Raw genomic sequence first — 25479 nt, 5'->3', positions numbered from 1 at the left:
GTCGACCCAGACTTAGGCATCCCTGTGGCCGGATAAAAGACCCTCCGGCCGGTCGAAACACAGGACTCGGTCATGACCGGCAAGATCGCGGGTCAGCCCGCGCTCGCGATAGCCGGCGGCGCGCGCGAGCTCCGTGACGGCCGCCGCCTGATCGTAGCCGATCTCGAGCACGAGCAGGCCGCCCGGGGCGAGACGCGCGCCCGCGCCGTCCAGGATCCGCCGGTAGGCGTCGAGTCCGTCGGTGCCGCCGTCGAGGGCGGCCTCCGGGTCGTGGCCGCGGACCTCGCGCGCCAGGGACGCGATCACGGCGCGGGCGATGTAGGGCGGATTCGAGACCACGAGGTCGAAGCGGCCGCGCAGGGCGTCGCACCAGTCGCCGGCGACGAAGCGCGCCCGGTCGTCGACGGCGTTCAAGACGGCGTTGTCCCGGGCGACGTGCAGGGCGCCCTCGGAGCGGTCGAGCCCGACGCCGGTGGCCCGCGGCCGCTCGGACAGGAGGGCCGTCAGGATGCAGCCCGTCCCGGTCCCGAGGTCCAGGCAGCGGAGCGGCGCGGCGCGCTCGGGCCGCGCCGCCAGCGCGACCTCGACCAGGATCTCCGTGTCCGGGCGCGGCACGAGCGTGTCGGGGCCCAGCCGGAACGGCAGGCCCCAGAACTCCCAGGCGCCGAGGATGCGGGCGACCGGCTCGCCGGCGAGCCGCCGGGCCAGCGCCGCCGCGAGGGCGGCCGCACCCGCCGCGCCGACGCGGCGATCTCCCTCGATCAGCAGGTCGCGGGTCTCCAGGCCGAGGAGGCCGAGCAGCAGGAACCGGGCGTCGCCCGCCGCCTCGGCGACGCCACCGGCGTGCAGGCGCGCCGTCAGCGCGCGCAGCGCCTCGCGGCGGGTCATGTCCTGCATCACGTCCGGCGTCACGGCGCGGATCAGGCCATGCCCTCGGCGGCCAGCAATTCCGCCTGGTGCTCGGTGATGAGGGCGTCCACCACCTCGTCGAGGGCGGTCCCGGCCATCACCTCCTCGAGCTTGTAGAGGGTCAGGTTGATCCGGTGGTCGGTCACGCGGCCCTGCGGGAAGTTGTAGGTCCGGATCCGCTCGCTGCGGTCGCCGGAGCCGACCTGCGCCTTGCGGTCGGCCGCCCGGGCCGAATCCTTGGCGCTGCGCTCGGCGTCGTAGAGCCGCGCCCGCAGGAGCGCCATGGCACGGGCCCGGTTCTTGTGCTGCGACCGCTCCTCCTGGACGAAGACCACGATGCCGGTCGGGAGGTGCGTGATCCGGATCGCCGATTCCGTCTTGTTGACGTGCTGGCCGCCCGCGCCCTGGGCCCGCATCGTGTCGATCTTCAGGTCCGCGTCGTTGACGTGGATGTCGACCTCCTCGGCCTCCGGGAGCACCGCGACGGTGGCGGCGGAGGTGTGGATCCGGCCCTGCGTCTCGGTATCGGGCACACGCTGGACGCGGTGGGCGCCGCTCTCGAACTTGAGCCGGGCGAACACGCCCCGGCCCTTCACCTCGGCCACGACCTCGCGGAAGCCGCCGACCGTGCCCTCGCTCTCGGAGATCACCTCGACCCGCCATCCTTTCGACTCGGCGTACTTCGCGTACATCCGGAACAGGTCGCCGGCGAACAGCGCGGCCTCGTCGCCGCCGGTCCCGGCGCGGACCTCCAGGATCGCGCTCTTCTCGTCGGCGGCATCCTTGGGCAGGAGCAGCAGCTGGAGGTCCCGGTGGGCGGCCTCGAGCGCCTCCTGCGCCTCCGGCTTCTCCTCGGCGGCGAGGGCCCGCATCTCCGGATCCGTGCCGGGCTCGTCGATCAGGGCCTCGACGCCCGCGAGGTTCTCCAGGGCGGCGCGGTAGGCGCGGATCGCCGCCACGACCGGGTCGAGGTCGGACAGCTCGCGGGAGAGCTGGACCACCGTCTCGGGATCGATCTCGCCGGAGGCGAGCTGCGCGGTGACGATGTCGTGCCGCGCCAGGATGGCGTCGAGGCGCTCGGTGGGAAAGGGGATCATCGCCCGTGTTTCTGCAGGTCTGCGCGTGCGGTTCCGGGCCGGGCGCGCGTCTCGTCCTGCGGGACGGAGCTGCGTGGCTTGGAGGGTGTAGGACCCGGCAGGACGTCCCCCAAATCCACGCCTCGTCCGTCCGAGAGCGGAAGCCGCGGCGCGTCGACCGAAATCGTCGTGGCGTTGCCGTACAACCCCGGCCGAATGTTCGGCAAGGGTCGCGTTCGCGCTTAGATAGGGATGCCGTGCGCGTGCGCGAAGGCCGTCAGCGCCGGGCGCAGGGAATCGCCGTCGTGCATCCGCGCCATCTCGGCGTCGATCAGCGCGGCGATCGCGGCCGCGTCAAGGCTCAGCACCATCGCCTTGACCGGGCCGATGGCGGCGGGCGACATCGACAGCTGTCGGTAGCCGAGGCCGATCAGCGCCATGGCGTCGAGGGGCCGGCCGCCGATCTCGCCGCACACCGTCACCGGGCAGGAGGCCGCGTTGGCCCGCTCGGCGATCAGGCGGAACGCGCGCAGCGCCGCGACGCTCAGCGGATCGAACCGGTCGGCGACCCGCCGGTTCTCGCGGTCCACCGCGAACAGGAACTGCATCAGGTCGTTCGAGCCGACCGAGAGGAAGTCGGCCTCCTTGGCGATCTCGTCGATCTGGAACAGGAGCGACGGCACCTCGATCATCGCGCCGAGGCGGCAATCGGTCGGGAGCCGGTAGCCGTGGCGCTTGAGGTAGGCCTTCTCGCGCTCGACGATGCCGCGGGCGCGCACGAACTCGTCCACCGTGGCGACCATCGGGAACATGATCTTGAGCGGGTCGCCGTCGGCGGCCTTCAGGAGGGCGCGCAGCTGCATGCGCAGCAGCGCCGGCCGGTCGAGGCCGATGCGGATCGCCCGCCAGCCCAGCGCCGGGTTCTCCTCCTCGAGCTTGGCCATGTAGGGCAGGATCTTGTCGCCGCCGATGTCGAGGGTGCGGACCGTGACGGACTTGCCGGCCGAGGCCGCGAAGACCTTGCGGTACAGCTCCTCCTGCTCGGCCGCCGACGGCATGCGCTGCGCCACCATGAACTGCAGTTCGGTGCGGAACAGGCCGACGCCCTCGGCCCCCGTCTCCTGCAGGTGGCTGAAGTCCACCAGCAGGCCGGCGTTGAGGTGCAGGCCGACGCGCACGCCGTCGCGGGTCTGGGCCGGGACGTCGCGCAGCGCCCTGTACTGCTCCTGCCGGCGGGCGCGCAGGCGCACCATTTCGGCGTAGGCGGCCTCGACCTCGGGACCGGGCCGGACATGGATCTCGCCGGCCACGCCGTCGACGATGATCGCGTCGCCGGCGTCGCACAGGGCGGTGGCGTTCTCGACCTCGCCCACAGCCGGGATGCCGAGCGCCCGGGCGACGATGGCGACGTGGCTGGTCGGACCGCCCTCTTCCAGGACGATTCCGCGCAGGGTCGAGGCCTCGTAGTCCAGGAGCGCCGCCGGCCCCATGGTGCGCGCCACCAGGATGGCGTTCTCGGGCAGCACGAGGGCGCCGGCCGCCTCGGGGCCGATGAGCGTGCGCAGGACGCGGTTGGCGAGGTCGTCGAGATCGTGCAGCCGCTCGCGCAGGTACGGATCCGATTGCCGCATCATCCGGGCGCGGTTGTCCGACTGGACCCGCTCGACCGCGGCCTCCGCGGTCAGGCCCGAGCCCACGGCCTCGCGCATCCGGCGGAGCCAGCCCTTGTCGTGGGCGAACATCCGGACGGTCTCGAGCACTTCGCGGGACTCCGCCGTGCCGATCCGGTCGCCGCGCTCCACCAGGGCGTCGATCGCCGAGCGGACCTCCTCGATCGCCGCGTCGAGGCGCGCGACCTCGCGCTCGACGTTCTCGGCGATCAGCGTCTTCACGACGACGCGGGGCTCGTGCAGCACCACGTAACCGAGGCCGATGCCGTCCGCGAGGGCGATGCCCCGGGCCAGGACCGGGCGGCGGGCCGCGGTGCCGGCGTCCGGCGCGAGCCCCTCCAGCTCGCCCGACGCGATCATCTCCGAGAGCACCATGGCGGTGGTCTGGAGCGCCTCGATCTCCTCCTCGGAGTAGACGCGGTAAGTCTTGTTCTGGACCGTCAGGACGCCGAGCGTGTTGCCGGCGCGCAGGAGCGGGACGCCCAGGAAGGCGTGGTAGGCCTCCTCGCCCGTCTCAGGCCGGTACGAGAAGGCCGGGTGGTTCTGGGCGTCCGAGAGCGAGAGCGGCTCCGCCGTGCGCGCGATGAGGCCGACGAGGCCCTCGTCGGTGCGCATGCGGGTCTGGTGCACCGCCTCGCGGTTCAGACCTTCCGTGGCGAACAGCTCGAGGGTGTTGTCGTCGCGCAGCACGTAGACCGAGCAGACCTCGGCCACCACGTTGGCGGCGATCAGGACGACGATGCGGTCGAGGCGCGCCTGGGGGCTGACCGGCTCCGCCATCGCTTCGCGGAGGCGGCGCAGCAGCAGGCGCGGGCCTCCGGGCGCAGCGGGCATCGGTTCGTCGTTCCAGCGTCGGTGAGCGGCCTTGGCGTCGACCACCCTGCAACCTTGGCGCCAGACCCGGGACGGCCGGCGCCGGATGGACCGGGTCGCTGGTCCCAGAGGCGTTCTGGGATCGGCGGATCGGCCCGTGACTGTTCAGTTCACACCACGCGCCCCGCTCGAACCCGCGTCCCAGGCTCAGGCCTGATCCAGGCCGTATAGCGAGTGAAGCGTGCGCACGGCAAGCTCCGTATAGGCGGCGTCGATCAGCACGGAGAACTTGATCTCCGAGGTGGTGATCGCGCGGATGTTGATGCCCTTCTCGGCGAGCGCCCGGAACGCCTTGGCGGCGACGCCCGCGTGGCTGCGCATCCCGACGCCGATCGCCGAGACCTTCACCACGTCGGTTGCGCCCTCGATCTGCGCGTAGCCGATCTGCGCGCGGGCCTCGTCGAGGATCTTGCGGGCCCGCTCGTACTCGGCGGACGGCACCGTGAAGGTCATGTCGGTGGTCGACTGGTCGCCCGACACGGTCTGGATGATCATGTCCACGTTGATGTTGGCATCCGCCAGCGGCCCGAAGATCGCGGCGGCGACGCCCGGGCTGTCCTTGACCTTGCGCAGGGTGATCTGCGCCTCGTCCCGGGAGAAGGCGATCCCGGTGATGATCTGCTGTTCCACGATGTCGTCCTCGTCGCAGATGAGGGTGCCCGGGCGCGCGGCGTCCGGCGGATCGAAGGAGGACCGGACCGTGGTCGGCACCCGGTGGACCATGGCGAGCTCCACCGAGCGGACCTGCAGCACCTTGGCGCCCAGCGAGGCCATCTCCAGCATCTCCTCGAAGGTGACCCGCTCCATGCGACGGGCCTTCGGGACGATGCGCGGATCGGTGGTGTAGACGCCGTCGACGTCCGTGTAGATGTCGCAGCGCTCGGCCCCGATCGCGGCCGCCACGGCCACCGCGGAGGTGTCGGAGCCGCCGCGGCCCAGCGTCGTCACCCGGCCGGTCTCGTCGTGGACGCCCTGGAAGCCGGCGATGACCGCGACCTCGCCCTTGGCGAAGCCCGCCTCGAGATTCTTCGGGTCGATGTCGGCGATGCGGGCCGAGCCGTGCGCGTCCGACGTCACGACCGGGACCTGCCAGCCCTGCCAGGAGCGGGCCTTGAGCCCGTCCTTCTGCAGGGCGATCGCCAGGAGGCCGGCGGTGACGAGCTCGCCGGACGCCACGACGGCGTCGTACTCGCGCGGATCGTAGATCGGGTTCGCGTCCTTGACCCAGTCGACCAGTTCGTTGGTCTTGCCCGACATGGCGGACACGATGACGGCGACGTCGTAGCCGGCCGCCACCTCGCGGGCGACGTGGCGCGCCACGTTGCGGATGCGGTCGACGTTGGCGACGGAGGTGCCGCCGAATTTCATCACCAGACGGGGCATGGTCTCTCGGTCGCGGGTTCCCGGTGGCGATTGGACGGGCCGCTGCAGCCCCGTCCGGACGGTGCCCGGCGGGTACAAGCGGCCCGGAGGAGTGTCAACAACCGGCCAAGCATGGCGCCCGCGCGCCGCGGCGACTTCCGGGCGATCGCCGTGCTAGAGCGCGGGCACGAAGCAGGCACGACGCCGCGCGCTGGATCCCACCCGCCGGCATGAGGACGGAACACGCATGGACAGGTCAGCCACGGACCGGGTCACGGAAGGGTTCGTCGACCGCGGCGAGGTCGCGCGCTTCGACGCGCTCGCCGCCACGTGGTGGGACGAGACCGGCCCGATGCGCGTCCTGCACCGGTTCAATCCGGTGCGGCTCACCTACATCCGCGACGCCCTCTGCCGCAGGTTCGGCCGCGACCCGAAGGCGCCCTTCCCCCTCGACGGGCTGACGATCTGCGACGTCGGCTGCGGCGGCGGCGTGCTCTCGGAGCCGCTAGCCCGGCTCGGCGCCCGGGTGACCGGCCTCGACCCGGCCGAGCAGAACGTCGCGGTGGCCCGGGCCCACGCCGAGTCGGCCGGGGTGCCGGTGGATTACCGCGGACAGACCATCGAGGCGGTGGTCGCCGGCGGCGAGAGCTTCGACGCGGTGCTGATCATGGAGGTCGTCGAGCACGTCTCCGACATGCCGGCCTTCGTGCGGACCGCCTGCGCGGCGGTGAAGCCCGGCGGAATGCTGTTCGGGGCCACCCTCAACCGCACGCTGCGCTCCTTCGCGCTCGCCATCGTCGGGGCCGAGTACGTGCTCGGCTGGCTGCCGCGCGGCACGCACGACTGGGAGAAGTTCGTGACGCCGGACGAGCTCGCCCGCGCGATCCGGGCCGGCGGCCTCGACGTCACCGACACGGTCGGCGTCGTCTACAACCCGCTGACGGACGGGTGGCGCACCAGCCGCGACAAGGCGGTGAACTACATGGTCGCGGCCGAGCGGTCGGCGTGAACGGGCCGCCTCCTCCGCCGTTGCCATCGCGGCGGAGGAGGCGGCGATGCTCGAGAAGATTCCCGGTGTGCTCGGCGAGGCGCTGTCGGGGCTGAAGGCGGGCCTGGAGAAGACGACGTCCCGCGCGGACTTCCCCGACGTGCCCGAGACCGTGACGCTGTCGAGCCCGGCCTTCGCCGACGGGGCGGACCTGCCCGCGCGCTTCACGGCCGACGGCGCGGGCGTGTCGCCGCCCCTCGCCTGGAGCGGGCTGCCGGCGGGTACCGCCGCCCTCGTCCTCCTCGTGGAGGATGCGGGCAGCCCGACGCCCCGGCCGCTGGTCCATCTCATCGCCTGGTCGGTCCCGCCGGAGCCCGCCGGTCTGCCGGAGGGCGCGCTGCCGGGGCCCGGCCACGCGGGCACCTTGGAGGCCGTGGGCCGGAACAGCTTCCTGCGCGCGGAGTGGCTGCCGCCGGACCCGCCCACCGGCCACGGGCCTCACCCGTACCTCTTCCAGATCTACGCGCTGCGTCAGCCCCTCGCCCTCGCCGAGGCGCCGGGTCGCGGCGCGCTGATCGAGGCCATGCGCGGTCAGGTCCTCGCGAAGGGGATATTGACCGGCGTTTACCATCGTCCCTGATCCGACCGATACCGGTGCGATACAGCTCAGCCCTGCAGAACTCGCGCGTTGTGCCGCATTCGTGATCTCAGTATTGTGTCGACCAACGAAGCGGTCTGGGCAGACCGCCTGAAAATGGCTGGAGATCGAGCCTGTGGGCGTCGGCGTGCGCACGAAGCGGCGGGGCGGCAGCAGTGTGGCGCGCGCGCTCGCTGTGTCGGATGTCGGGACTTGGACCTGGCACATCGCCGACGATGTTCTGCGGTGCGACCCCGTCGCCGCGACGATGCTGGGCCTGCCCAGGACGAGAAGCGGCAGCGGCACGACCTTCGGAAGCTTCCTGGACCGCATCCACCCGGAGGATCAGCGTCGGATCGCGTCGACCCTCGATGACCTCCGCCGGCAGGGCGGCCTGTACATCGCGCAGTACCGGACCGTCCCGGAGCCGGGCGAGGTCCGGTGGATCCTCGCGCGCGGCCGCTTCATCCTCGACGCGCAGGGCGGCGTCAGCGAGGCCCACGGGATCGTCATCGACGTGACCGAGTGCGGCCGCGACGGCTTCCTCGACGAATCCGCCTTCTGCGCGACCGACGTGGCGGCCGGCGGCATCGACCGGGTCGCCGAGATGGCCCTGGCCCTCTACAACGCCGCCGAGGACGGCCTGCCCCAGCCGGGGTTCGAGCGCCTGAAGCCGCTGCTCGACGTGCTGCTGCACGAGATCGGCCGGCAGCTCGTGCTGGCACCGGCGGTGCCGGATCTCGACAGGGTTCACTGAGCCGCCCCCCCTCCGCTCGATGCCCGGCGCGCCTTGCCTTCCGGGGGCGAATCCTGATATGGCCGCGCCATCCCGCGATGCGTGAGCCGTGATCGCCGGACGCGACCCCGCGTCCAGCCTCGTGACCACGTTCCCGACACCCTACACAACGGACGGCCCTCCGGGCTCGAGAGACCCATGAAGATCCGCAACTCCCTCAAGTCCCTGCGTGGCCGCCACCGCGACAACCAGCTCGTGCGCCGCAAGGGCCGGGTCTACGTGATCAACAAGACCCAGAAGCGCTTCAAGGCCCGCCAGGGCTGAGGCCGCTCCGCCCGGTCAGGCCGGGTCGGACGACGATCGACGTTGGGACGGCCGTACCCGAAGGGGCGCGGCCGTTTCCGCATGCGCGCGGCACCGCGGCACGTTGACGGATCCCGGGCCGGCGCACAGTCTGGCCGCATGACGCCGACCCGCCTCCTCGCCGCCCTGGTCTGCCTGTCGGCCCTCGCCCTGGACATCCCGGCGGCGCGGGCGGCCCCGGAGGCCGGGCGTTCCGGCCGCGCCGCGCCCGAGGGGAAGCCGGCGCCCAAGCCGCCGAGCCTGGACGACCTGTTCGCCCGCCTGCGCGCCAGCGAGGACCCGGCCGAGGCCAAGGGCATCGCCCGGCTGATCGAGCGGCGCATGGCTGGGTCGGGCAGCCCGACCGCCGACCTCCTCACTGATCGCGCCCGTCAGGCGGTCACCGCACACGACTTCCCCCTGGCGGCCGAGCTGATGGACCGCGTCACCGCCCTCGAGCCGAACTGGTCGGAGGGCTGGAACCGGCGCGCGACGGTGTTCTGGCTCCTGTCCGACAAGGACGACGCCCTGGCGGACCTGCAGCGGGCCCTGGTGCTGGAGCCGCGCCACTTCGAGGCCTGGGCCGCGATGGGCCGGATCTACGAATCGCTCGACGACAAGGCGCGGGCGCTCGCCGCCTTCCGGCGGGCGCGGTCGCTCTACCCGCAGATGGAGAAGATCGGCGAGGCGATCAACCGCCTCACTCCGGAGGTCGACGGCCGCGACCTGTGAGCCGGGTGACCGCCGTCCTCCTCACCCTCCTGGCCCTGCCCCTCGCCCTCGCCGGGCTCGTCCTCGCGGCCGGCGCGCTGGCGACGCTAATCATCACCCTGCGGGTCGGCGCAGCCAACCCGCCGGCCGGCCCGTTCGTGGCGGTGACCGGCGGCCGCCTCGCGACCCTGCAGGACGGCCCGGCCGACGGGCCGCCCGTCGTGCTCCTGCACGGCGCTTCGGCCAACGCGTCGGATCCGATGGAGGGGATCGGCCGCCGGCTCGCGGCGCGGGGTTTCCGGGTCATCGCGTTCGACCGGCCGGGCTTCGGCTGGAGCGACCGGATCGGCGGCGGCGACGCCGCGCCCCCGGCCGCGCAGGCCGCCCTGATCGCCGAGGCGCTGGAGCGGATGGGTGTCGGCCCGGCGCTCGTCTTCGGCCATTCCTGGGCCGGCGCCCTCGCCCTGGCCCTCGTCCTGGACCACCCGGACAGGGTCTCTGCCCTCGCCCTCGCGGCGCCGGTGGCGATGCCCATGCCGGACCGGATGCCCGATCTGCCCTGGTACTGGCGGCTCGCCGTGACCCCGCCGGTGGCGTGGCTGCTCAGCCGGACGGTCGGGCCGCCCATCGCGCGACACTTCCTGCCCGAGGCGGCGCGCCGGGTCTTCCAGCCGCAACCGCCGCGGACGGATTACCCGGACTTGGCGCGGTCGGACCTGGTCCTGCGGCCCGGAACGCTCCTCGCCAACGTCCAGGACCTGCTCGGCTTGCCGCGCGCCCTGGCGGCACAGAGCCCACGCTACGGCGCGATCCGCGTGCCCACCCTGGTAATCTCCGGTGAGGCGGACCCGATCGTCCGCGCCGACACGCAGGCGGTGCCGCTGGCCCGCGCGATCCCCGGCGCGCGGCTGGTACTGCTGCCGGGCATCGGCCACATGCTCCAGTACGTCGCCGCCGATCGGGTCGCCGAGGAGGTCGCCCGGCTGGCCGGCGCGACGGGCGCGGCCGGTCCGGAGCCGGCCGTCGCGCACTGACGCGCCGGCCGGTCCCGCTCTCCTAGCCGGGTGCCGTCAGGCCTTCTCGGCGTGCTCGCGGGTGATGAAGGTCAGCCGCACGAGGTTGGTGGCGCCCGGCGTGCCGAACGGCAGGCCGGCCACGACGATCACCCGGTCCCCCACGGCAGCGAACTTCTCGCGCACCGCGAACTTGGCGGCGCGGAACGACATGTCGTCCACGTCGCTCGCGTCCTTGGTGACGATCGGGTGCGTGCCCCAGGCCAGGGCGAGGCGGCGGGCGGTCTCGCGCCGCGGCGTCAGCGCGATCACGGTGGCGTTCGGGCGCTCGCGCGACAGGCGCAGGGCCGTCGAGCCGGAATTGGTCCAGGCCATGATCGCGTCGAGGCTCAGCGCGTCGACCATCTGGTGCGCCGCCGCCGCGATGGCGTCGGCGGCCGTCTCGTCGGGGGTCGCGCTCTGCGCCCGGATGATCGACCAGTAGATCGCGTCCCGCTCCACCTGCTCGGCGATGCGGTTCATGGTCTCCACCGCCCCGATCGGGTGGGCGCCCGAGGCGCTCTCCGCGGAGAGCATCACGGCGTCCGCCCCTTCGTAGACCGCCGTGGCGACGTCGGAGACCTCGGCCCGGGTCGGCACCGGCGCGGTGATCATGGATTCGAGCATCTGGGTGGCGACGACCACCGGCTTGCCGTAGCGCCGGGCGCCGCGGGTGATGCGCTTCTGCACGCCCGGCACCTGCTCCAGGGGCATCTCCACGCCGAGGTCACCGCGGGCGACCATCAGCCCGTCGGAGATCTCGATGATCTCGTCGAGGCGCGCCAGCGCCTGCGGCTTCTCGATCTTGGCCATCACCAGGGCGCGGCCGGCGCAGACCTTCTTCACCTCGGCCACGTCCTCGGGCCGCTGGACGAACGAGACGGCGATCCAGTCGGCGCCGGCGTTCAGGCCGGCATCGAGGTCGGCCCGGTCCTTGTCGGTCATCGCCGGCACCGGGATCACGGTGTGCGGCAGGGACACGCCCTTCCGGTTCGAGATCCGGCCGCCGACCTCGACGCGGGTCACGGCCCGGTTGTGCGCCGTCTCGAGCACGGTCAGCCGCAGCTTGCCGTCGTCGACCAGGATGGCGTGGCCCGGCTCCAGCGCCTCGAGGATCTCCGGATGCGGCAGGTGGCAGCGCGCGGCGTCGCCGGGGGTCGGGTCGCCGTCGAGCACGAAGGTGGCACCGGCCTCGATCATCGCGGCGCCCTCCGCGAAGGTGCCGAGCCGCAGCTTGGGTCCCTGCAGGTCGACCAGGATGCCGATCGGCCGCTTGGCCTCGCGCTCGATGGTGCGGATCGCCTCCACCTTTTCGGGCAGCTTCTCGCGCGGCAGGTGGCTCATGTTGAGCCGGAATACGTCGACGCCCGCGCGGAACAGCCGCTCGATCATCTCCGGCGAATCGGAGGCCGGACCGAGGGTGGCGACGATCTTCGTGCGGCGTGACCGTTTCAAGCGTATTTCCTCCGTGTTCTCGTTGCCGCGCGGCGTCGAGCGCCGGCGGTTGAAAGATCTGGCTCAGGGAGCGCAGATCGGCTGTGAGCATCTCGGGCCGGACAGCGTCAAGACCGCAGTCTCGGCCGCCGCCTTCACATTACGGTTTCGCCGGCGCGTCCGGCCGGTTCGGATCCGTGAGCTGGATGGTCCAGCTCTTCTGCTCGCCGGTGTCGACTTCGAAGAAGCCGTTGCGGTCGTAGCCGCGGGCGAGACAATCCTCGATGCCGCGAATCGTGAACTCCGAATCGCGGGTGCACATCAGCGAACGGCCGCTCCACTCGCCGCCGCGCGTGTAGTCGACCGCGAAGACGTAGTAGAACCGCGCGGCCAGCGCGCCCTTGAGCAGCGTCTCGCAGGCCTTCGGCGCCAGATCCCACCAGCCCTCCGTCACCCAGCCCTGGGGATCGCGGTAGCCCAGCGAGATCCCGACCTTGCTGGCGGTCTGGTTGCACAGGCGCAGGTCCGCCTTGGCGGGGCTCGCGCCGAGGAGCGCGAGGCCGAGGACCGTGACTGCCGGGAGGAGCTGAGCCGCCGAGACGCGAGAGCTAATTGACGAGGATGATGCGGCAGTCGTTGACATTGGTACAGGTCGGACCGGGGTTCACGAGGTCGCCGAGGGCCGCGAAGAAGGCGGTGGAGTCGTTCTGCTCCAGCATCGCGGCCGGGTCGAGGCCGGCGGCCCGGGCCCGTTCGAGGGTCGTGGGGTCGACGAGGCCGCCCGCCGGGTCGGTGGCGAGCCCCCGCCCGCCGTCGGTCCCGTCGGTGTCGGCGCTGATGCCGAAGATGCCGGGCTCGCCGTCGAGCGCGACCGCCAGCGCCAGGGCGTATTCCTGGTTCGGGCCGCCATGGCCCTCGCCGCGGATGGTGACGGTGAGTTCGCCGCCGGAGATCAGCGCGACGCGCTTGCCGGCCGCCTTGTGGCGCTTGGCCTCGGCCGCGTGCTCAGCCGCGACCTCGCGGGCCTCGCCCTCCAGGTCGGCGCCCAGCAGGATCGGCTCGTAGCCGGCCGCGCGGGCCGCCTCGGCGGCGGCGTTCAGGGCGTCGATCGGCCGGGCGATGATGCGGTACTCGGCGCGGGCGAAGGCGGGATCGCCGGCCTTCGGCGTCTCGTTGTTGGGGTCGTTCAGGAGGCGCACCGCCTCCTCGGGCAGCGGGATGCCGCGCTTCTCGCAGATGGCCCGGGCATCGGCCAGGGTCGACGGATCGGGCACGGTCGGCCCGGAGGCGATCACCGCCGGATCGTCGAACGGCACGTCGGAGATCGCCAGCGTCAGGATTCGCCGGGCATTGCGGGCCGCGAGGGCCAGGCGGCCGCCCTTGATCCGCGAGATGTGCTTGCGCACCGTGTTGATCTCGCCGATCGGCGCGCCGGACCGGAGCATCGCCCGGGTGATCGCCTGCTTCTCGATCAGCGTGAGGTCGCCGGCGGGGGCGATCCAGTTGGCCGAGCCGCCGCCCGAGAGCAGCACCAGGACCTCGTCGTCGGGCCCGGCCTCGGTGGCGAGCCGCAGCGCTTCGCGGGTTGCCGAGATGCCGGCCTCATCGGGGACCGGGTGGCCCGCCTCGACCATGTGGATGCCCGGCGCCTCCTGCCCGTAGCCGTGCCGCGCCACCGCGAGGCCGACGATCCGGTCGTCACCCAGCCCGTGCTTCTGCCGGTAGAAGCGGCTCGCCACGGCGCTCATGCTGCCCGCGGCCTTGCCGGCGGCGAGGATGATCAGGCGGCCCGGGCTCGGCTCCGGCAGGTGCGGCGGCAGGCAGAGATCCGGATGGGCGGCGCGGATCGCGGCCGTGAGGATCGAATCGAGGAGCGCGCGCTGGTCCCGGGTGGCCGCGTCGGTGACGGGCGGAACGGTGTCGGTCATGGCGTCAAACGGGCTCCTCTCTCCATTGTGTCGCGCGATCCCCGCCCGTTTCTTCCCTGGGCGGCGGGCCCGTTTCTTGCCGTGAGCGCACGATCCTTGATAGGTGATCTGCCCGAGCGGCCGCGCGACGGCAAGCGCCATCGGTGCCCTCGCACAGATCTGAAGACCTCTCTGAAGACCTCGGAGCCCCGTGACCCGTCCGGAGACAGAATCGGCCGTAACGCCCGCGCATCCCTGCGAGATCATTCCCGGCGACCCCGCCTGCGGCCTCGTCATCGCCTGCGACCACGCCTCGAACTTCGTGCCGCCGGACATCGCGCTCGGCGTGCCCGCGTCGGAATACGCCCGGCACATCGCCTACGACATCGGCGCGGCGGCGGTGACGCGGAGCCTCGCGGCGCAGCTCGGCGCCCCGGCGATCCTGACGAACTTCTCCCGCCTCATCATCGACCCGAATCGCGGGCGCGCCGATCCGACCCTGGTGATGCGCCTGTCCGACGGCGCCGTCGTGCCGGGCAATGCCCGGATCGACGAGGCCGGGAAGCAGGCCCGGATCGCGCGGTTCTACGCGCCGTTCGACGCGGCCATCGACGACGCGATCGCCACCGCCCAGGCTGCGGGCCGGCCGCCCGTGCTCCTGACCATGCACAGCTTCACGCCCTACTGGCGCGGGATCGCGCGGCCCTGGCAGGTCGGGATCCTGTACGACCGGGACGACCGCTTCGCCCGCCCGCTGATCCGCGCGCTGGAGGCCGATCCGGCCGGGCTCACCGTCGGCGACAACGCGCCCTACGGCGGCGGCCTGCCGGGCGACACGATCGACCGCCACGCCACCGCGCGCGGCCTCGCGAACGCCCTGGTGGAGATCCGCCAGGACCTGATCGCCGGCGCGGACGGCCAGGCGGAGTGGGCGGCGCGCTTCGCCCGCGTGCTGCGCCCGCTGCTCGCGGCTTGATCTCCGCCGGGCCGGCCCCGAAATCGGGTGTGGCCCGCCCGACCCGAAGAGAGTTGCGACCGATGAGCGAGATCGATCCCAGGACCCAGACGGAACTCGAGGCCGCGGTCTTCCGCCGCCTCGTCGCGCATCTGCGCAACCGGACGGATGTGCAGAACATCGACCTGATGAACCTGGCGGGCTTCTGCCGGAACTGCCTGTCGAACTGGCTGAAGGACGCCGCCGACGAGACGGGCGTCGCGCTGACCAAGGACGAGAGCCGCGAGGCGGTCTACGGGATGCCCTACGCCGAGTGGAAGGCGCGCTTCCAGACGGAGGCGAGTGCGGAGCAGCAGGCGGGCTTCTCGGCCGCGCAGGCCAAGGACCATTGATCAGGGACCATTGATGCGGCGGCCGGACGGCGGCGAATCGGCTAAGCTTCCGGTAAGGCGGGCCCGTTAACCACGGGTCCAGGGCGCAACCGCGCCGTGCATTCGGGAGAGCCCCATGAACGCCCATTCGATGCCCACCGCCGCGCAGCGGCCCGGCGGCGACGTCTCGTCGGCCGAGGGCGTGGCCGCGGACGAGCTGAAGCAGTTCATCGAGCGCCTGGAGCGTCTCGAGGAGGAGAAGGCCGGCATCATGGGCGACATCAAGGAGGTGTTCGCCGAACTGAAGGGCCGGGGCTTCGACGCGAAGGCCGTCCGGACGATCCTGCGCATCCGCAAGCAGGACCACAGCGAGCGCCAGGAGCAGGAGGCGATCCTCGAGCTCTACATGCAAGCCCTCGGCATGGCGTAGCCGGAACGGGCGGCGAGAAGTCCGCCCGGTCCGCGCCTGCCGCATCCGACGGAGCCGCACAGCGGTGTTCGACGAGGCGACGGTCGGTAACAGCGATCGGGCGTCGGTGAACCGTCCCCCGGCCCGCTTCGGGCCGTCGATGACCGGAATGGTCGCGGCGCTCAACGAGCGGCCGCGAAGCCTCTCGGCTATGAACAGCCGGCCCGCGCACGCAGTGCGGACACGTCGCGGACGGAAGGTCCGCACCACCGATCCGCGTCACGATCCCGAGCCGTGACGGATCCTCGGGACCGTGTCCCGAGGATCCGTCGGACAGAGCCCCCTCCCCCAGCGGGAGAGGAAACAGTCTCAGGCGGCGCGCTTGGCGCGGTTCAGCAGCTTACGATTGACGAGCACCTCGGCGATCTGGATCGCGTTGAGGGCCGCGCCCTTGCGCAGGTTGTCCGAGACGCACCAGAAGTTCAGGCCGTTCTCCACCGTCGCGTCCTCGCGGATGCGCGAGATGTAGGTCGCGTCCTCGCCGGCCGCCTCGTGGGGGGTCATGTAGCCGCCGTTCTCGCGCTTATCGATCACCAGCACGCCGGGGGCGGCGCGCAGGATCTCGGTCGCCTTCTCGGCGGTGAGCGGCTGCTCGAACTCGACGTTCACCGATTCCGCGTGACCGATGAAGACCGGCACGCGGACGGCGGTCGCCGTCAGCTTGATCTTCGGGTCGAGCATCTTCTTGGTCTCGGCGACCATCTTCCACTCTTCCTTCGTGTAGCCATCCTCCATGAACACGTCGATGTGGGGGATGACGTTGAAGGCGATGCGCTTCGTGAACTTGCCGCCCTGCTTGATCTCGCCGGCGGTGAACACGGCGCGGGTCTGGTTGAACAGCTCGTCCATCGCCTCCTTGCCGGCGCCGGAGACCGACTGGTAGGTCGACACGACGACGCGCTTGATCGTGGCCGCCTCGTGGAGGGGCTTCAGCGCGACGACCAGCTGGGCGGTCGAGCAGTTCGGGTTGGCGATGATGTTGCGCTTGGTGAAGCCCACCACCGCGTCGGCGTTCACCTCGGGCACGATCAGCGGCACGTCGGCGTCGTAGCGGAACGCCGACGAGTTATCGATGACCACGCAGCCCTGCTGGCCGATGCGGGGCGACCACTCCTTCGACGCCTCGCCGCCGGCCGACATCAGGCAGATGTCGGTGTCGGAGAAGTCGTACGTGTCCAGCGTTTTGACCTTGAGCGTCTTGTCGCCGTAGGAGACTTCCTGACCCTGGCTGCGGCGCGAGGCCAGCGCCACGACCTCGTCGGCGGGGAAAGCCCGCTCGGCCAGGATATCGAGCATCTCGCGGCCCACGTTGCCCGTGGCGCCGACGACGGCGACCTTGTAACCCATCTCTCGTCTCCGCGCGGAAAACCCCGACCGATCCGGGTGCCGCGCCTGTGCCAGTACAATCGGCCGAAGGATCGTTCGTGCCGGACGCGCCCGCCAAACGGGCGCGGCCGCAGACCCCGTCCTCCGCGGAGGTGGGGGCGACGGCCGGGTCGAGCAAGGCGCGCAAGGGCGCGTGCTGTCAAGGCCGCCGACGGCGCAACACTCGATTCACCCTGCCTCCGGAAACCCGGTGACGGTCTCGGGCCGGCAGAGGGAATTCAATCCTTCGGCGCGACGCTGGCGTCCACCCCGCGGCCTCCCGCCGCCACGGAGCACGACCCTGACCGGAACAGCGCCCCTCGTCGATCGGATCGGGCTCGGCGTGCCGGGCGGCCGGGCCGCGCGCGCGCCGGACGCCCCGGTCTCCCCGGGATCTCTCGGCCTGCGCATCGCCCTCGCCGCGGCGGCGATTGCCGTCCTGTGGGCCCTCCCCCGCTGGCCCGGCGAGAACCCGACCTCCGCGCCCGCGCCGCCGCCGGCCGCGGAGACCGCCTTCGTCCCGTCGGTCCAGGCCTCGCCGGCACCGCCCGCGGCCTCGGTCGCCCAGTTCGGGCTCGCGGAACCCGGGCTCGATCCGGTGCGCGTGTCCGCCCGCGTCGATCCGCGGACCGGGCTGCGCGAGGACACCCTCATCCGGGGCGACGTCGCGGCGATCGAGGCGCCGGTCCTGCGGGTCCAGCTCACCCGCGGGCCCCGCTCGGGCGCACCGCCGACGCTCTTCGTCCTCATGGCCCGGCGCGCCGCGAACGGTCCGGCCCTCGACCGGCCGGCCCTGGCGGTGGCCCGGACCGGCGCCCGCGATCAGATCCGCACGAAGTTCGGTGCGGTCGAGACCCTGGAGGTGACCTTCGCGGGCCCCGCGCAGCGGACCTGCACCGGCTTCGTCACGCGCGACACGGCTTTCCAGCTCGACGGATGGCTCTGCGCGCCCCTCGCGCACCCGCCGGAGCCGCAGGCCCTCGGCTGCATGCTCGACGCGCTGAGCCTCGTCGACCTCGCCGATGCCGCCACGACGGCGGCCTTCTCGGTCGCGCCCGATCCGGCGGGCGCGTGCCCGGCATCGGCCGCGACAGAGCCTCCCGGGAGGGTCGGATCGTTAATCCGGCGGCCGCAAAATAAAAAATGAGGCCGGAGTGTGGCAAAACGCACAAGCTCAGCCATAAGGGCGGAACAACAGCCTCGCCCAAGCGTCTTATCGTCAAAGGCGGCGAACTGTTAAGCTTCGGTCGCCATACTGATGGCACTCAAGGACAAGGTTGGCCATGCGCTCGCTCAAGATCGCCCTTCTCGGCGTCGTCGCCGCCACCGGCCTCGGCGCCCTGGCCTCCGCGCCCGCCCAGGCTCAGGATGGCTACGTCCCCGGCCCGATCTACCGGGTCAGCCGGCCGCTCCCGATCCGAGTGCGCCCGCGCAGCTGGCTCGATGCCGGTAACGTGCCGCTGACCTCGAACGTTCCGGGCGCCGGCGGCTCGCGCAACCCGGCCCTGAACCCCTACCTGATCGCGGCGTCCAACCAGCTGACCCCGCCCTACGGCCCGACGGACCGCTTCGGCCGCGGCATCCTGCCGGATCCGATCACCAACGGGCCGTTCATCGGCGCCCGTTCCTCGGCGATCCGCAACGTCGACCTCTCCTTCGTCGACCGGCTGGACCCGACCTCGCCGCTCTACGGCCGCCCCTACTGAGCGGCCCGGCAAGGCAGCATCACGTTCACGAAGCGCGGGTCCTCGGGCCCGCGTTTTTCGTTGGCGGGCATGCCCGGCCACGCCTTCACCGGGGCCGGATATCCTGTATGCCAAGTGCCGCGGGAGCGCGTGGGCTGCCGAGACCGGGAACTGAGCGATGAAGCCGTTCGACTGGGTGACCGGGTATCCGTCGCTGCGGATGCCGATGTTCGGGCGCAACTGCGTGGCGACCTCGCACGCGCTGGCGGCGCAGGCCGGCATCCAGATGCTCCAGGCCGGCGGCAACGCGGTCGATGCCGCGATCGCCACGGCGGCCGCTAAGACCGTCACCGAGCCGTGCAGCAACGGTCTCGGCTCCGACGCCTTCTGCATCCTGTGGGACGGGAAGGCGCTGCACGGCCTCAACGCTTCCGGCGGGGCGCCGGCCGCCTGGAGCCGGGACTACTTCCTGAAGAAGTACGGCGCCGGCGAGCGGCCGCCGATGCGCGGCTGGGACTCGGTCACCGTGCCGGGCGCGGTCGCCGCCTGGGCGGCGCTGAGCGAGCGCTTCGGCCGCCTCCCCTTCGCCGACCTGATGCAGCCCGCGATCCGCATCGCCGAGCGGGGCTACCTCGCGCCGGTGGTGGTCCAGCAGAAATGGGCGGCCGCGGCCCGGATCGAGGCGATCACCCGCCAGCCGGGCTTCTCGGAGTTCTTCCTGCCGCGGGGCCGGGCGCCGGATGTCGGCGAGCTGGTGACCTTCCCGGGTGCCGAGAAGACCCTTCGGCTGATCGGCGAGACCAAGGGCGAGGCCTTCTACCGGGGCGAGATCGCCGAGGCGATCGCCGCGCACGCGCGGGCCAACGGCGGCGCGATGACCGCCGCCGACCTCGCGGCGTTCCGCCCCGAATGGGTCACGCCGACCGCGAAGGACTATCACGGCTACACGCTGCACGAGATCCCGCCGAACGGCCAGGGTATCGCGGCGCAGATCGCGCTGGGCCTCCTCGAGCAGTTCGACCTCGGCGGCCTGCCGGTCGATGGGCCGGAGTCGCAGCACCTGCAGATCGAGGCGATGAAGCTCGCCTTCAGCGACACCTACCGGTACGTCGCCGACCCCCGCGGGATGGAGGTGACGCCGGAGGCCATGCTCGACCCAGCCTACCTCGCGGAGCGCGCCAAGCTGATCGACCGGAATCGCGCCCAGGTCTTCGGGCCGGGCAAGCCGCCCGCGGGCGGCACGATCTACCTCACCGCGGCCGACGAGTCCGGCATGATGGTGAGCTTCATCCAGTCGAACTTCATGGGCTTCGGCTCCGGCGTGGTCGTCCCGGGCTGGGGCATCTCCCTGCAGAATCGCGGCTACGGCTTCGTGCTCGTTCCGGAGAGCCCCAACGTGGTGGCGCCCGGCAAGCGCCCGTTCCACACCATCATCCCGGGCTTCCTCACGAAGGACGGAGCCCCGGTGATGAGCTTCGGCGTGATGGGCGGCAACATGCAGCCGCAGGGGCACGTCCAGACCCTGGTGCGGATGATCGACCACGGCCAGAACCCGCAGGCGGCCTGCGACGCGCCGCGGTGGCGGGTGAACGAGGGCCTCGACATCAACGTCGAGGCGGCGATGCCGGGCGCGACCCTGGAGCGCCTGAAGGCCCTCGGCCACGAACTCGAGGTGATCGAGGACAGCTACCAGGATTTCGGCGCTGGCCAGTTCATCTGGCGGATGGGCGATCCGGCCGTCGAGGGCTACGTGGCCGCGAGCGACCCGCGCCGCGACGGGCAGGCCGTGGTCTGGTGACGCGCTACTTGACCTGCACGCTGTCCACCACCTGGCGGAACTTGGCGAGGACGCCGTCGCGCTGATCCTGCCGCACGACGCCGAGGGCGCGGACGTAGCCGTCCGGTGCGAACCGGATGGTCTGCATGACCACGACGGGCTGGTTGGTCGGCTGATCGAGGGCGCGGGCCACGATCTCGTGCCAGTCGACGCCGTTCGAGCGGTAGCTCTGCGCCCGCTCGATGACGAAGTCCTTGAGGGTCTGATTGGACGCCAGGGCGGCGCGGGCGAAGCCGTCCCGCTGCTCGGCCCCGGGCGGCTGCTGCACGGCCTGCGCGAGGACGAGGATCGGCTGTTCCAGATTCTGCATCTGGTCCTTCGGGCCGCTGGTGAGGAGGACCGAGTTGCCGGCCATCACCCGCACGGGCCGGAAGCCCGCCATGTCGGCGATGCGGAAGGGCAGCGCGTCGACCTGCTGGGTCAGCGACAGGGCCGGCCGGAGGGTGACGCCGGTCACCATCTTGCGCATCGAGGCCTCGGTCTCGGCGTCGGGCAGCGCCTGGGCGATGATCAGCCCGGTCACGGTCGGTGTGCCAACCACGAGGATCCACTTCCGGATAGCCGGCGCGGACGAGCCGGGATCGGCGGGCTGCTCACCGGTGTAGAGCATGCCCTCGTTGTCGCCGATCTTGACCTCCTCGCGCTTCTCGACCGCGAAGCCTTGGCTCAGCAGGTTGGCGTCGGTGAAGCCGCTGACGAGCTCCGCGAAGGCGTTCGCGGGCAATTCGACGACCGACACGGTCGCGCCACCCTCTTTCCGCTCGAAGCCCGAGAAGCGCCGCGACAGCGACATGTCGGCGGGCGGGTCGAAGCCGAAGCGCGAGCCCGCGGGATAGACGGGATCGCCGGCCCGGGCGGCCGAGCCGAGGCTGGCCGCCAGCGCGGCTGCGCATAGAACCCGTCCGAGACGCAGCGTCAGGTTGCGCATCCGCATCGAAAACCGGTTCTCCTGGTGGACCCAACTTTGGGTTAGTCCGCACCCGATGGGTCTGCCGGGCGACCTGTTCTGTCAAGCCGGCAACGCGGCGCGCCTGCGTTCACGATGAAGGGAAAGCGCGAGCGCGGCGGCGGCGCCGATCCCGACGCCGTAGGCGAGGAGATTCCACGGCGAGAAGATGGAGCCGAGGAGGAGCTGACCCGGCAGGGTCGTCCGGAAGGCGTCGAAGGCCGGCGTGTGGACGAGCCGGCTGCTCTCGATGAGCGCGGCGGCCGCGAAGGCGGCGATCAGGCAGGTGCGCAGGCCCCAGCTGCCGGGTCGCAGGGCCGCGACCAGAAGGAACAGCATCGCCCCCCACAGGATCCCGCCGCCGTAATGGTGGATCGCGAGCGGCAGGCCCCAGTGCGGCACGCGCAGCAGCAGGCCGAGGGCGATCACCGCGGCCGCGAGGCCGAGATGGGTCGCGCGGGCCATCGGCAGCTCCCGACGCGCGGGCGCGGCCAGCACGGCCGGCCAGGTCGCGATGCCGTTCACCCGCGCGACCAGCGTGTAGGACACGATCATCAGCAGGAACCAGGACGAGAGCTTGGCCACCGGGACGATGGACCAGTGCTGCCGCTGGTTCGGGTAGAGCCACGTGCCGGACAGTGTGCCGAGATTCTCGGCGAACCAGATGAACAGCGCGACGAGCAGCAGGCCGAGCAGGAGCGGCATGGTGCGGTGCTCCCGCCAGACCTTGAAGTACACGGTCGCGGGGGCGAAGGCCGCGACCGCGACCGCGATGAGTCCGACACGCAGGTCGATGCCGCGATGATCGATGAGGAAATTGACGTAGATCGCCACCGACAGGACCGCGAGCAGGCGCAGGCTCGGGTGCCGCGTGAACCGGAAATCGAACAGGCGCCAGACGCGGGCGAGATAGCTGCCGACCGCCGCGTACATGAAGCCCGTGAACAGCGGGACGCCGCCGAGCCGGAACAGGTTCGCCTCCGGGTAGACCCAGCTGCCGATCGCGGTCTTGTGGATCTCCATGGCCGTGCCGATGACGTGGAAGACCAGGATCACCCGGGCCTCCGACCACGTCTCCATCCGCAGCCGCAGCATCGCGACCTGGAGCACGAGGGCGGCGAGGAACAGCGCGTCGTACCGGGCGACGGGCGCGTGGGCCGGCCAGACGAGGCGCGTGCCGAGCATGAGCGCCAGGAGCAGGCCGCCGAACAGGCAGGCCCAGCCCTGCTTGAGCCCGAACCGGACGAACTCGTAGAGCCCGGCCGTGACGCGCCCGCGCGCCAGGACCGCCTCCTGGAGGCGGGCCTCGGCCGCGACGAAGCCGGCGAGCGCCGGCCACTGCGCTGCCGCGCTGACGCGCCCGCCGGGGATCGCCGGCGGCATCGCGGTCGGCACCGGCTCCGGATCTCGCTCGCGCGTCATGGCGTGTCGCGCATCATGGCGTGGCCGGCACCGTGACGCGTCGCAGGGTGAGATTGCAGCGGCCGCCCGGCGGCAGGAACCCGGGCCCGTCCGCCGCTTCCAGCAGGTCGCCGTCCGGGTAGAGCCGGTCGATGCCGTGGAAGACGAGCCGCGCGGCGCCACCCATCACCAGTGCGTCGCCGGCCTGCAGCCGGACCGAGCGGGTCGGGTCCGACCGGCTCAGGCCGCCGTAGCGGAACAGGGCCGCCGCGCCGAGGGACAGCGACACGACCGGCGCGGCGAGATCCGCCTCGTCGCGGTCCTGGTGGAGGCCCATGCGGGTCCCCGGCGCGTAGATGTTGACGAGGCAGGCTTCCGGCGGAGCCGGATAGGCCGCCAGCGTCTCCCAGGCCGCGCGGGCGGTCGGCGGCAGGGCCGGCCAGGGTCGACCGGTCTCGGGATGGTGCGGCTGGTAGCGGTAGCCCACGACGTCGGAGACCCAGCCGAGGGGTCCGGCATTCGACATCCGCACCGAGAACGGCTTGCCGGTGCGGGGCATGCGCGGCGTCACGGGCGGCGCCTCGGCGAGAACCGCGGCGATCTCCGCGGCGAGCCGCGCGCGGGCCGCCGCGTCGAGGAAGCCCGGATGGTGGATCAGGCCCGGTCCGAGTTCCGTCGCCACTCAGCGGTCCGCGTCGACGACCTGCTCCAGCACGGTCTTGGAGGCGACCGTGGTGTCGGCGTTCAGGCGGTAGACCAGCGGCACGCCGGTCCGGATCTGGAGATCGGGCACCTGCGCCTCGGTCAATCCGTCGAGGACCATCACCAGGGCGCGGAGCGAGTTCCCGTGGGCCGCCACCAGGACCCGCTGGCCGGCCATCACGCGCGGCAGGATCGTCGCGACGTAGCAGGGCAGAACCCGCGCGGCCGTGTCCTTCAGGCTCTCGCCGCCGGGCGGCCGCACGTCGTAGCCCCGGCGCCAGGCGTGGACCTGCGCGTCGCCCCAGCGGGCGCGGGCCTCGTCCTTGTTGAGGCCGGAGAGGTCGCCGTAATCGCGCTCGTTGAGGGCGCGCTCGCGCAGGACCGGGATCTCGGACAGGCCCATCTCCTCGAGGATCAGCGCACAGGTGCGCTGCGCGCGGACCAACTCGGAGGTGAAGGCCACGTCGAACCCGTAGCCGTCCCTCTTGAGGCCGCGCCCGGCGGCCCGGGCCTCGGCGACGCCGCGTTCGGTGAGGTCCGGGTCGCGCCAGCCGGTGAACAGGTTCTTCAGGTTCCACTCGCTCTGGCCGTGCCGGACGAGGATGAGGAGCCGCTCCATCGCCGTCGCGCCGCCGGTCACAGGCCGAGCACGTCGGTCATGGTGTAGAGCCCCGGCGGCTTGGGATGCGCCCAGAGCGCGGCCTTGACGGCGCCCGTGGCGAACAGGCCCCGGTCGGCGGCGTGGTGGCTGATCGTCAGGCTCTCGCCGGTTCCGGCGAAGATCACGCTGTGGTCGCCGACGACGCTGCCGCCCCGCAGGGTGGCGAAGCCGATATCGCCCGGCCGGCGGGCGCCGGTATGCCCGTCCCGGGTCGAGACCCGAACCGCCTTCAGGTCGACGCCGCGGCCCTCCGCGGCGGCCTCGCCGAGCATCAGCGCGGTGCCGGAGGGGGCGTCCACCTTCATGCGGTGGTGCATCTCGGCGATCTCGATGTCGAACTCGTCGCCCAGGGCCTTGGCGACCCGCCGGACCAGCGCGGCCATCAGGTTGATGCCGAGCGACATGTTGCCCGACTGCACGATGCGGGCGTGGTACGAGGCCGCCTTCAGCTTGACGAAATCGTCCTCCGAGAGGCCGGTCGTGCCGACGACGTGGACGATGCGCGCCTGGGCGGCGAGCTCGGCGAAGGCGACCGTGGCGGCCGGCGCGGTGAAGTCGAGGACGCCGTCGGCGCCCGCGAAGGCCGTGAGGGCGTCGTCGGTGACGGGAACGTCGAGGGGTGGCAGCCCGGCGAGGACGCCGGCGTCCTCGCCGAGCGCCGGCGAGCCGTCGCGCTCGATCGCCGCTGAGAGCGTGCAGCCCTCGGCCTGCGCCACCGCGCGGATCAGCATCCGCCCCATGCGCCCGTCGGCGCCGACCACCACGAGCCGCATCCCGTTCCCCAGCTTGCCGTCTCAGGCGGGCAGGAACGCGGCCGCGCCGGCCCCACCCCTGCCCGCATCACTGTCCGGGTCCCCGCTCCGCCGCGCGGGCGGCGGGAGCCCGGGCGCTGTCACTCCTTCTCGGGGGCGATCTGCTCGAGGCCGCCGATATGCTTCTGCGCGTAGAGCGGCAGGCCGATCTGCTTGATCAGCTCGAGCTGGGTCTCGAGGAAGTCGATGTGACCCTCCTCGTCCTCGGCCAGATCCTCGAAGAGGCGCTTGGACACGCGGTCGTTGATCGAATCGCAGTACTTCGCGGCCTCGAGGTAGAGGCTGCGGGCCTCGTTCTCGGCGGCGAGATCGGATTCCAGGATCTCCTGAACGTTCTGGCCGATCCGCAGCGGGTCGAGCTCCTGCAGATTCGGGAACCCGTCGAGGAACAGGATCCGGTCGATGAACCGGTCGGCGTGGTTCATCTCCTCGATCGATTCCTTGCGCCAGAACTTCGCCAGCTCGACGTAGCCCCAGTCATTGAGCATGCGGAAATGCAGCCAGTACTGGCTGACGGCCGTCAGCTCGCTGCGCAGGCCGCGATTCAGATACTCGATGACCTTGGTGTCGCCCTTCAT

27 protein-coding genes and 1 pseudogene are annotated in these 25479 nt (G+C 72.0%); 13 read left to right on the top strand and 15 right to left on the bottom strand.

The window, feature by feature from the left end; genetic code table 11:
• Positions 1–12: 12 nt before the first annotated feature.
• From prmC to BM419_RS00825, 4 genes are all read right to left on the bottom strand, one after another.
• Complete coding sequence (gene prmC, locus BM419_RS00840) at positions 13–912, bottom strand: peptide chain release factor N(5)-glutamine methyltransferase (RefSeq protein ID WP_042671976.1); 900 nt, start codon at positions 910–912, stop codon at positions 13–15.
• Positions 913–920: 8 nt separating this feature from the next.
• Positions 921–2006: a peptide chain release factor 1 gene (gene prfA, locus BM419_RS00835; RefSeq protein ID WP_056521837.1), complete on the bottom strand. Its 1086-nt coding sequence runs from the start codon at positions 2004–2006 to the stop codon at positions 921–923.
• A 221-nt stretch (positions 2007–2227) separates the two neighbouring features.
• A complete protein-coding gene (gene ptsP / locus BM419_RS00830) occupies positions 2228–4489 on the bottom strand; it encodes a phosphoenolpyruvate--protein phosphotransferase (protein WP_020091506.1) in 2262 nt (753 codons plus the stop codon).
• A 186-nt stretch (positions 4490–4675) separates the two neighbouring features.
• The gene (locus tag BM419_RS00825; RefSeq protein ID WP_091924411.1) at positions 4676–5911 is read right to left on the bottom strand and encodes an aspartate kinase; all 1236 of its coding nucleotides are present in this window, start codon (positions 5909–5911) and stop codon (positions 4676–4678) included.
• 226 nt (positions 5912–6137) lie between these two features.
• Between BM419_RS00825 and ubiG the strand changes: the two genes are divergently transcribed.
• The 6 genes from ubiG to BM419_RS00795 all read left to right on the top strand — a co-directional run bounded on the left by ubiG (position 6138) and on the right by BM419_RS00795 (position 10338).
• Positions 6138–6899, top strand: a complete 762-nt coding sequence (gene ubiG / locus BM419_RS00820) for a bifunctional 2-polyprenyl-6-hydroxyphenol methylase/3-demethylubiquinol 3-O-methyltransferase UbiG (protein ID WP_042675225.1) — start codon at positions 6138–6140, stop codon at positions 6897–6899.
• Between the two features lie 46 nt (positions 6900–6945).
• Positions 6946–7518 carry a YbhB/YbcL family Raf kinase inhibitor-like protein gene (locus BM419_RS00815; RefSeq protein ID WP_042675224.1) on the top strand — a complete coding sequence of 191 codons (573 nt, stop codon included), beginning with the start codon at positions 6946–6948 and terminating at the stop codon, positions 7516–7518.
• Positions 7519–7693: 175 nt separating this feature from the next.
• Positions 7694–8272 (top strand): PAS domain-containing protein, encoded by a 579-nt coding sequence (locus BM419_RS00810; RefSeq protein ID WP_244540678.1) that lies wholly within the window; start codon positions 7694–7696, stop codon positions 8270–8272.
• Between the two features lie 177 nt (positions 8273–8449).
• Positions 8450–8575 carry a type B 50S ribosomal protein L36 gene (gene ykgO / locus BM419_RS00805; RefSeq protein ID WP_003601867.1) on the top strand — a complete coding sequence of 42 codons (126 nt, stop codon included), beginning with the start codon at positions 8450–8452 and terminating at the stop codon, positions 8573–8575.
• A 138-nt stretch (positions 8576–8713) separates the two neighbouring features.
• The gene (locus BM419_RS00800; RefSeq protein ID WP_091924408.1) at positions 8714–9325 is read left to right on the top strand and encodes a tetratricopeptide repeat protein; all 612 of its coding nucleotides are present in this window, start codon (positions 8714–8716) and stop codon (positions 9323–9325) included.
• A complete protein-coding gene (locus BM419_RS00795; protein ID WP_042675219.1) occupies positions 9322–10338 on the top strand; it encodes an alpha/beta hydrolase in 1017 nt (338 codons plus the stop codon). Before BM419_RS00800 ends, BM419_RS00795 begins: the two co-directional genes overlap by 4 nt.
• Before the next feature lie 36 nt (positions 10339–10374).
• On the opposite strand, the gene pyk is transcribed toward BM419_RS00795, so the two are convergent.
• From pyk to BM419_RS00780, 3 genes are all read right to left on the bottom strand, one after another.
• Positions 10375–11811 (bottom strand): pyruvate kinase, encoded by a 1437-nt coding sequence (gene pyk, locus BM419_RS00790; RefSeq protein ID WP_056521857.1) that lies wholly within the window; start codon positions 11809–11811, stop codon positions 10375–10377.
• 139 nt (positions 11812–11950) lie between these two features.
• The gene (locus BM419_RS00785; RefSeq protein ID WP_170868104.1) at positions 11951–12433 is read right to left on the bottom strand and encodes a DUF1036 domain-containing protein; all 483 of its coding nucleotides are present in this window, start codon (positions 12431–12433) and stop codon (positions 11951–11953) included.
• Complete coding sequence (locus BM419_RS00780) at positions 12399–13718, bottom strand: glycerate kinase type-2 family protein (protein ID WP_042675212.1); 1320 nt, start codon at positions 13716–13718, stop codon at positions 12399–12401. The genes BM419_RS00785 and BM419_RS00780 overlap by 35 nt, the downstream gene beginning before the upstream one ends.
• A gap of 190 nt (positions 13719–13908) precedes the next feature.
• Between BM419_RS00780 and BM419_RS00775 the strand changes: the two genes are divergently transcribed.
• From BM419_RS00775 to BM419_RS00760, 4 genes are all read left to right on the top strand, one after another.
• Entirely contained in the window at positions 13909–14673 is a 765-nt protein-coding gene (locus BM419_RS00775) for an N-formylglutamate amidohydrolase (protein ID WP_042675211.1), read from the top strand.
• A 62-nt stretch (positions 14674–14735) separates the two neighbouring features.
• On the top strand, positions 14736–15044 hold the full coding sequence (locus BM419_RS00770) for a DUF1244 domain-containing protein (protein ID WP_020091496.1): 309 nt from the start codon (positions 14736–14738) through the stop codon (positions 15042–15044).
• Positions 15045–15174: 130 nt separating this feature from the next.
• Positions 15175–15453 (top strand): DUF2312 domain-containing protein, encoded by a 279-nt coding sequence (locus tag BM419_RS00765; protein ID WP_026604676.1) that lies wholly within the window; start codon positions 15175–15177, stop codon positions 15451–15453.
• Positions 15454–15517: 64 nt separating this feature from the next.
• On the top strand, positions 15518–15730 hold the full coding sequence (locus BM419_RS00760) for a hypothetical protein (RefSeq protein ID WP_042675209.1): 213 nt from the start codon (positions 15518–15520) through the stop codon (positions 15728–15730).
• 71 nt (positions 15731–15801) lie between these two features.
• On the opposite strand, the gene BM419_RS00755 is transcribed toward BM419_RS00760, so the two are convergent.
• Positions 15802–16839, bottom strand: a complete 1038-nt coding sequence (locus BM419_RS00755; protein ID WP_020091495.1) for an aspartate-semialdehyde dehydrogenase — start codon at positions 16837–16839, stop codon at positions 15802–15804.
• A 361-nt stretch (positions 16840–17200) separates the two neighbouring features.
• Here BM419_RS00755 and BM419_RS00750 point away from each other — a divergent pair, with 361 nt between their 5' ends.
• The 3 genes from BM419_RS00750 to BM419_RS00740 all read left to right on the top strand — a co-directional run bounded on the left by BM419_RS00750 (position 17201) and on the right by BM419_RS00740 (position 20340).
• Complete coding sequence (locus BM419_RS00750; RefSeq protein ID WP_091924405.1) at positions 17201–18004, top strand: hypothetical protein; 804 nt, start codon at positions 17201–17203, stop codon at positions 18002–18004.
• A gap of 136 nt (positions 18005–18140) precedes the next feature.
• Entirely contained in the window at positions 18141–18563 is a 423-nt protein-coding gene (locus BM419_RS00745; protein ID WP_020091493.1) for a hypothetical protein, read from the top strand.
• 157 nt (positions 18564–18720) lie between these two features.
• Positions 18721–20340, top strand: coding sequence for a gamma-glutamyltransferase family protein (locus BM419_RS00740; RefSeq protein WP_020091492.1), 1620 nt, complete (start codon positions 18721–18723; stop codon positions 20338–20340).
• A 4-nt stretch (positions 20341–20344) separates the two neighbouring features.
• Here the strand turns inward: BM419_RS00740 and BM419_RS00735 are convergent, their stop codons facing one another.
• The 7 genes and pseudogenes from BM419_RS00735 to bfr form a co-directional block, all read right to left on the bottom strand.
• A complete protein-coding gene (locus BM419_RS00735; protein WP_020091491.1) occupies positions 20345–21313 on the bottom strand; it encodes a hypothetical protein in 969 nt (322 codons plus the stop codon).
• A 75-nt stretch (positions 21314–21388) separates the two neighbouring features.
• The gene (locus BM419_RS32755; protein WP_042675207.1) at positions 21389–21790 is read right to left on the bottom strand and encodes a ribosomal maturation YjgA family protein; all 402 of its coding nucleotides are present in this window, start codon (positions 21788–21790) and stop codon (positions 21389–21391) included.
• A 54-nt stretch (positions 21791–21844) separates the two neighbouring features.
• Positions 21845–22708, bottom strand: a pseudogene (locus BM419_RS32750) (DUF817 domain-containing protein); the annotation flags it as partial.
• Positions 22709–22760: 52 nt separating this feature from the next.
• The gene (locus tag BM419_RS00725) at positions 22761–23408 is read right to left on the bottom strand and encodes an alpha-ketoglutarate-dependent dioxygenase AlkB (protein WP_020091489.1); all 648 of its coding nucleotides are present in this window, start codon (positions 23406–23408) and stop codon (positions 22761–22763) included.
• Entirely contained in the window at positions 23409–24047 is a 639-nt protein-coding gene (locus tag BM419_RS00720) for a 2,3-bisphosphoglycerate-dependent phosphoglycerate mutase (RefSeq protein WP_026604675.1), read from the bottom strand. It lies immediately after the preceding gene.
• A gap of 17 nt (positions 24048–24064) precedes the next feature.
• Positions 24065–24862 carry a 4-hydroxy-tetrahydrodipicolinate reductase gene (gene dapB, locus BM419_RS00715; protein WP_020091487.1) on the bottom strand — a complete coding sequence of 266 codons (798 nt, stop codon included), beginning with the start codon at positions 24860–24862 and terminating at the stop codon, positions 24065–24067.
• 119 nt (positions 24863–24981) lie between these two features.
• The gene (gene bfr, locus BM419_RS00710) at positions 24982–25479 is read right to left on the bottom strand and encodes a bacterioferritin (RefSeq protein WP_012317139.1); all 498 of its coding nucleotides are present in this window, start codon (positions 25477–25479) and stop codon (positions 24982–24984) included.

It is taken from the genome of Methylobacterium sp. yr668, assembly GCF_900116245.1.
Lineage (GTDB): Bacteria > Pseudomonadota > Alphaproteobacteria > Rhizobiales > Beijerinckiaceae > Methylobacterium.
Note: the sequence above shows the minus strand (reverse complement) of the source record. Positions and strands in the feature narration are given on the sequence as shown.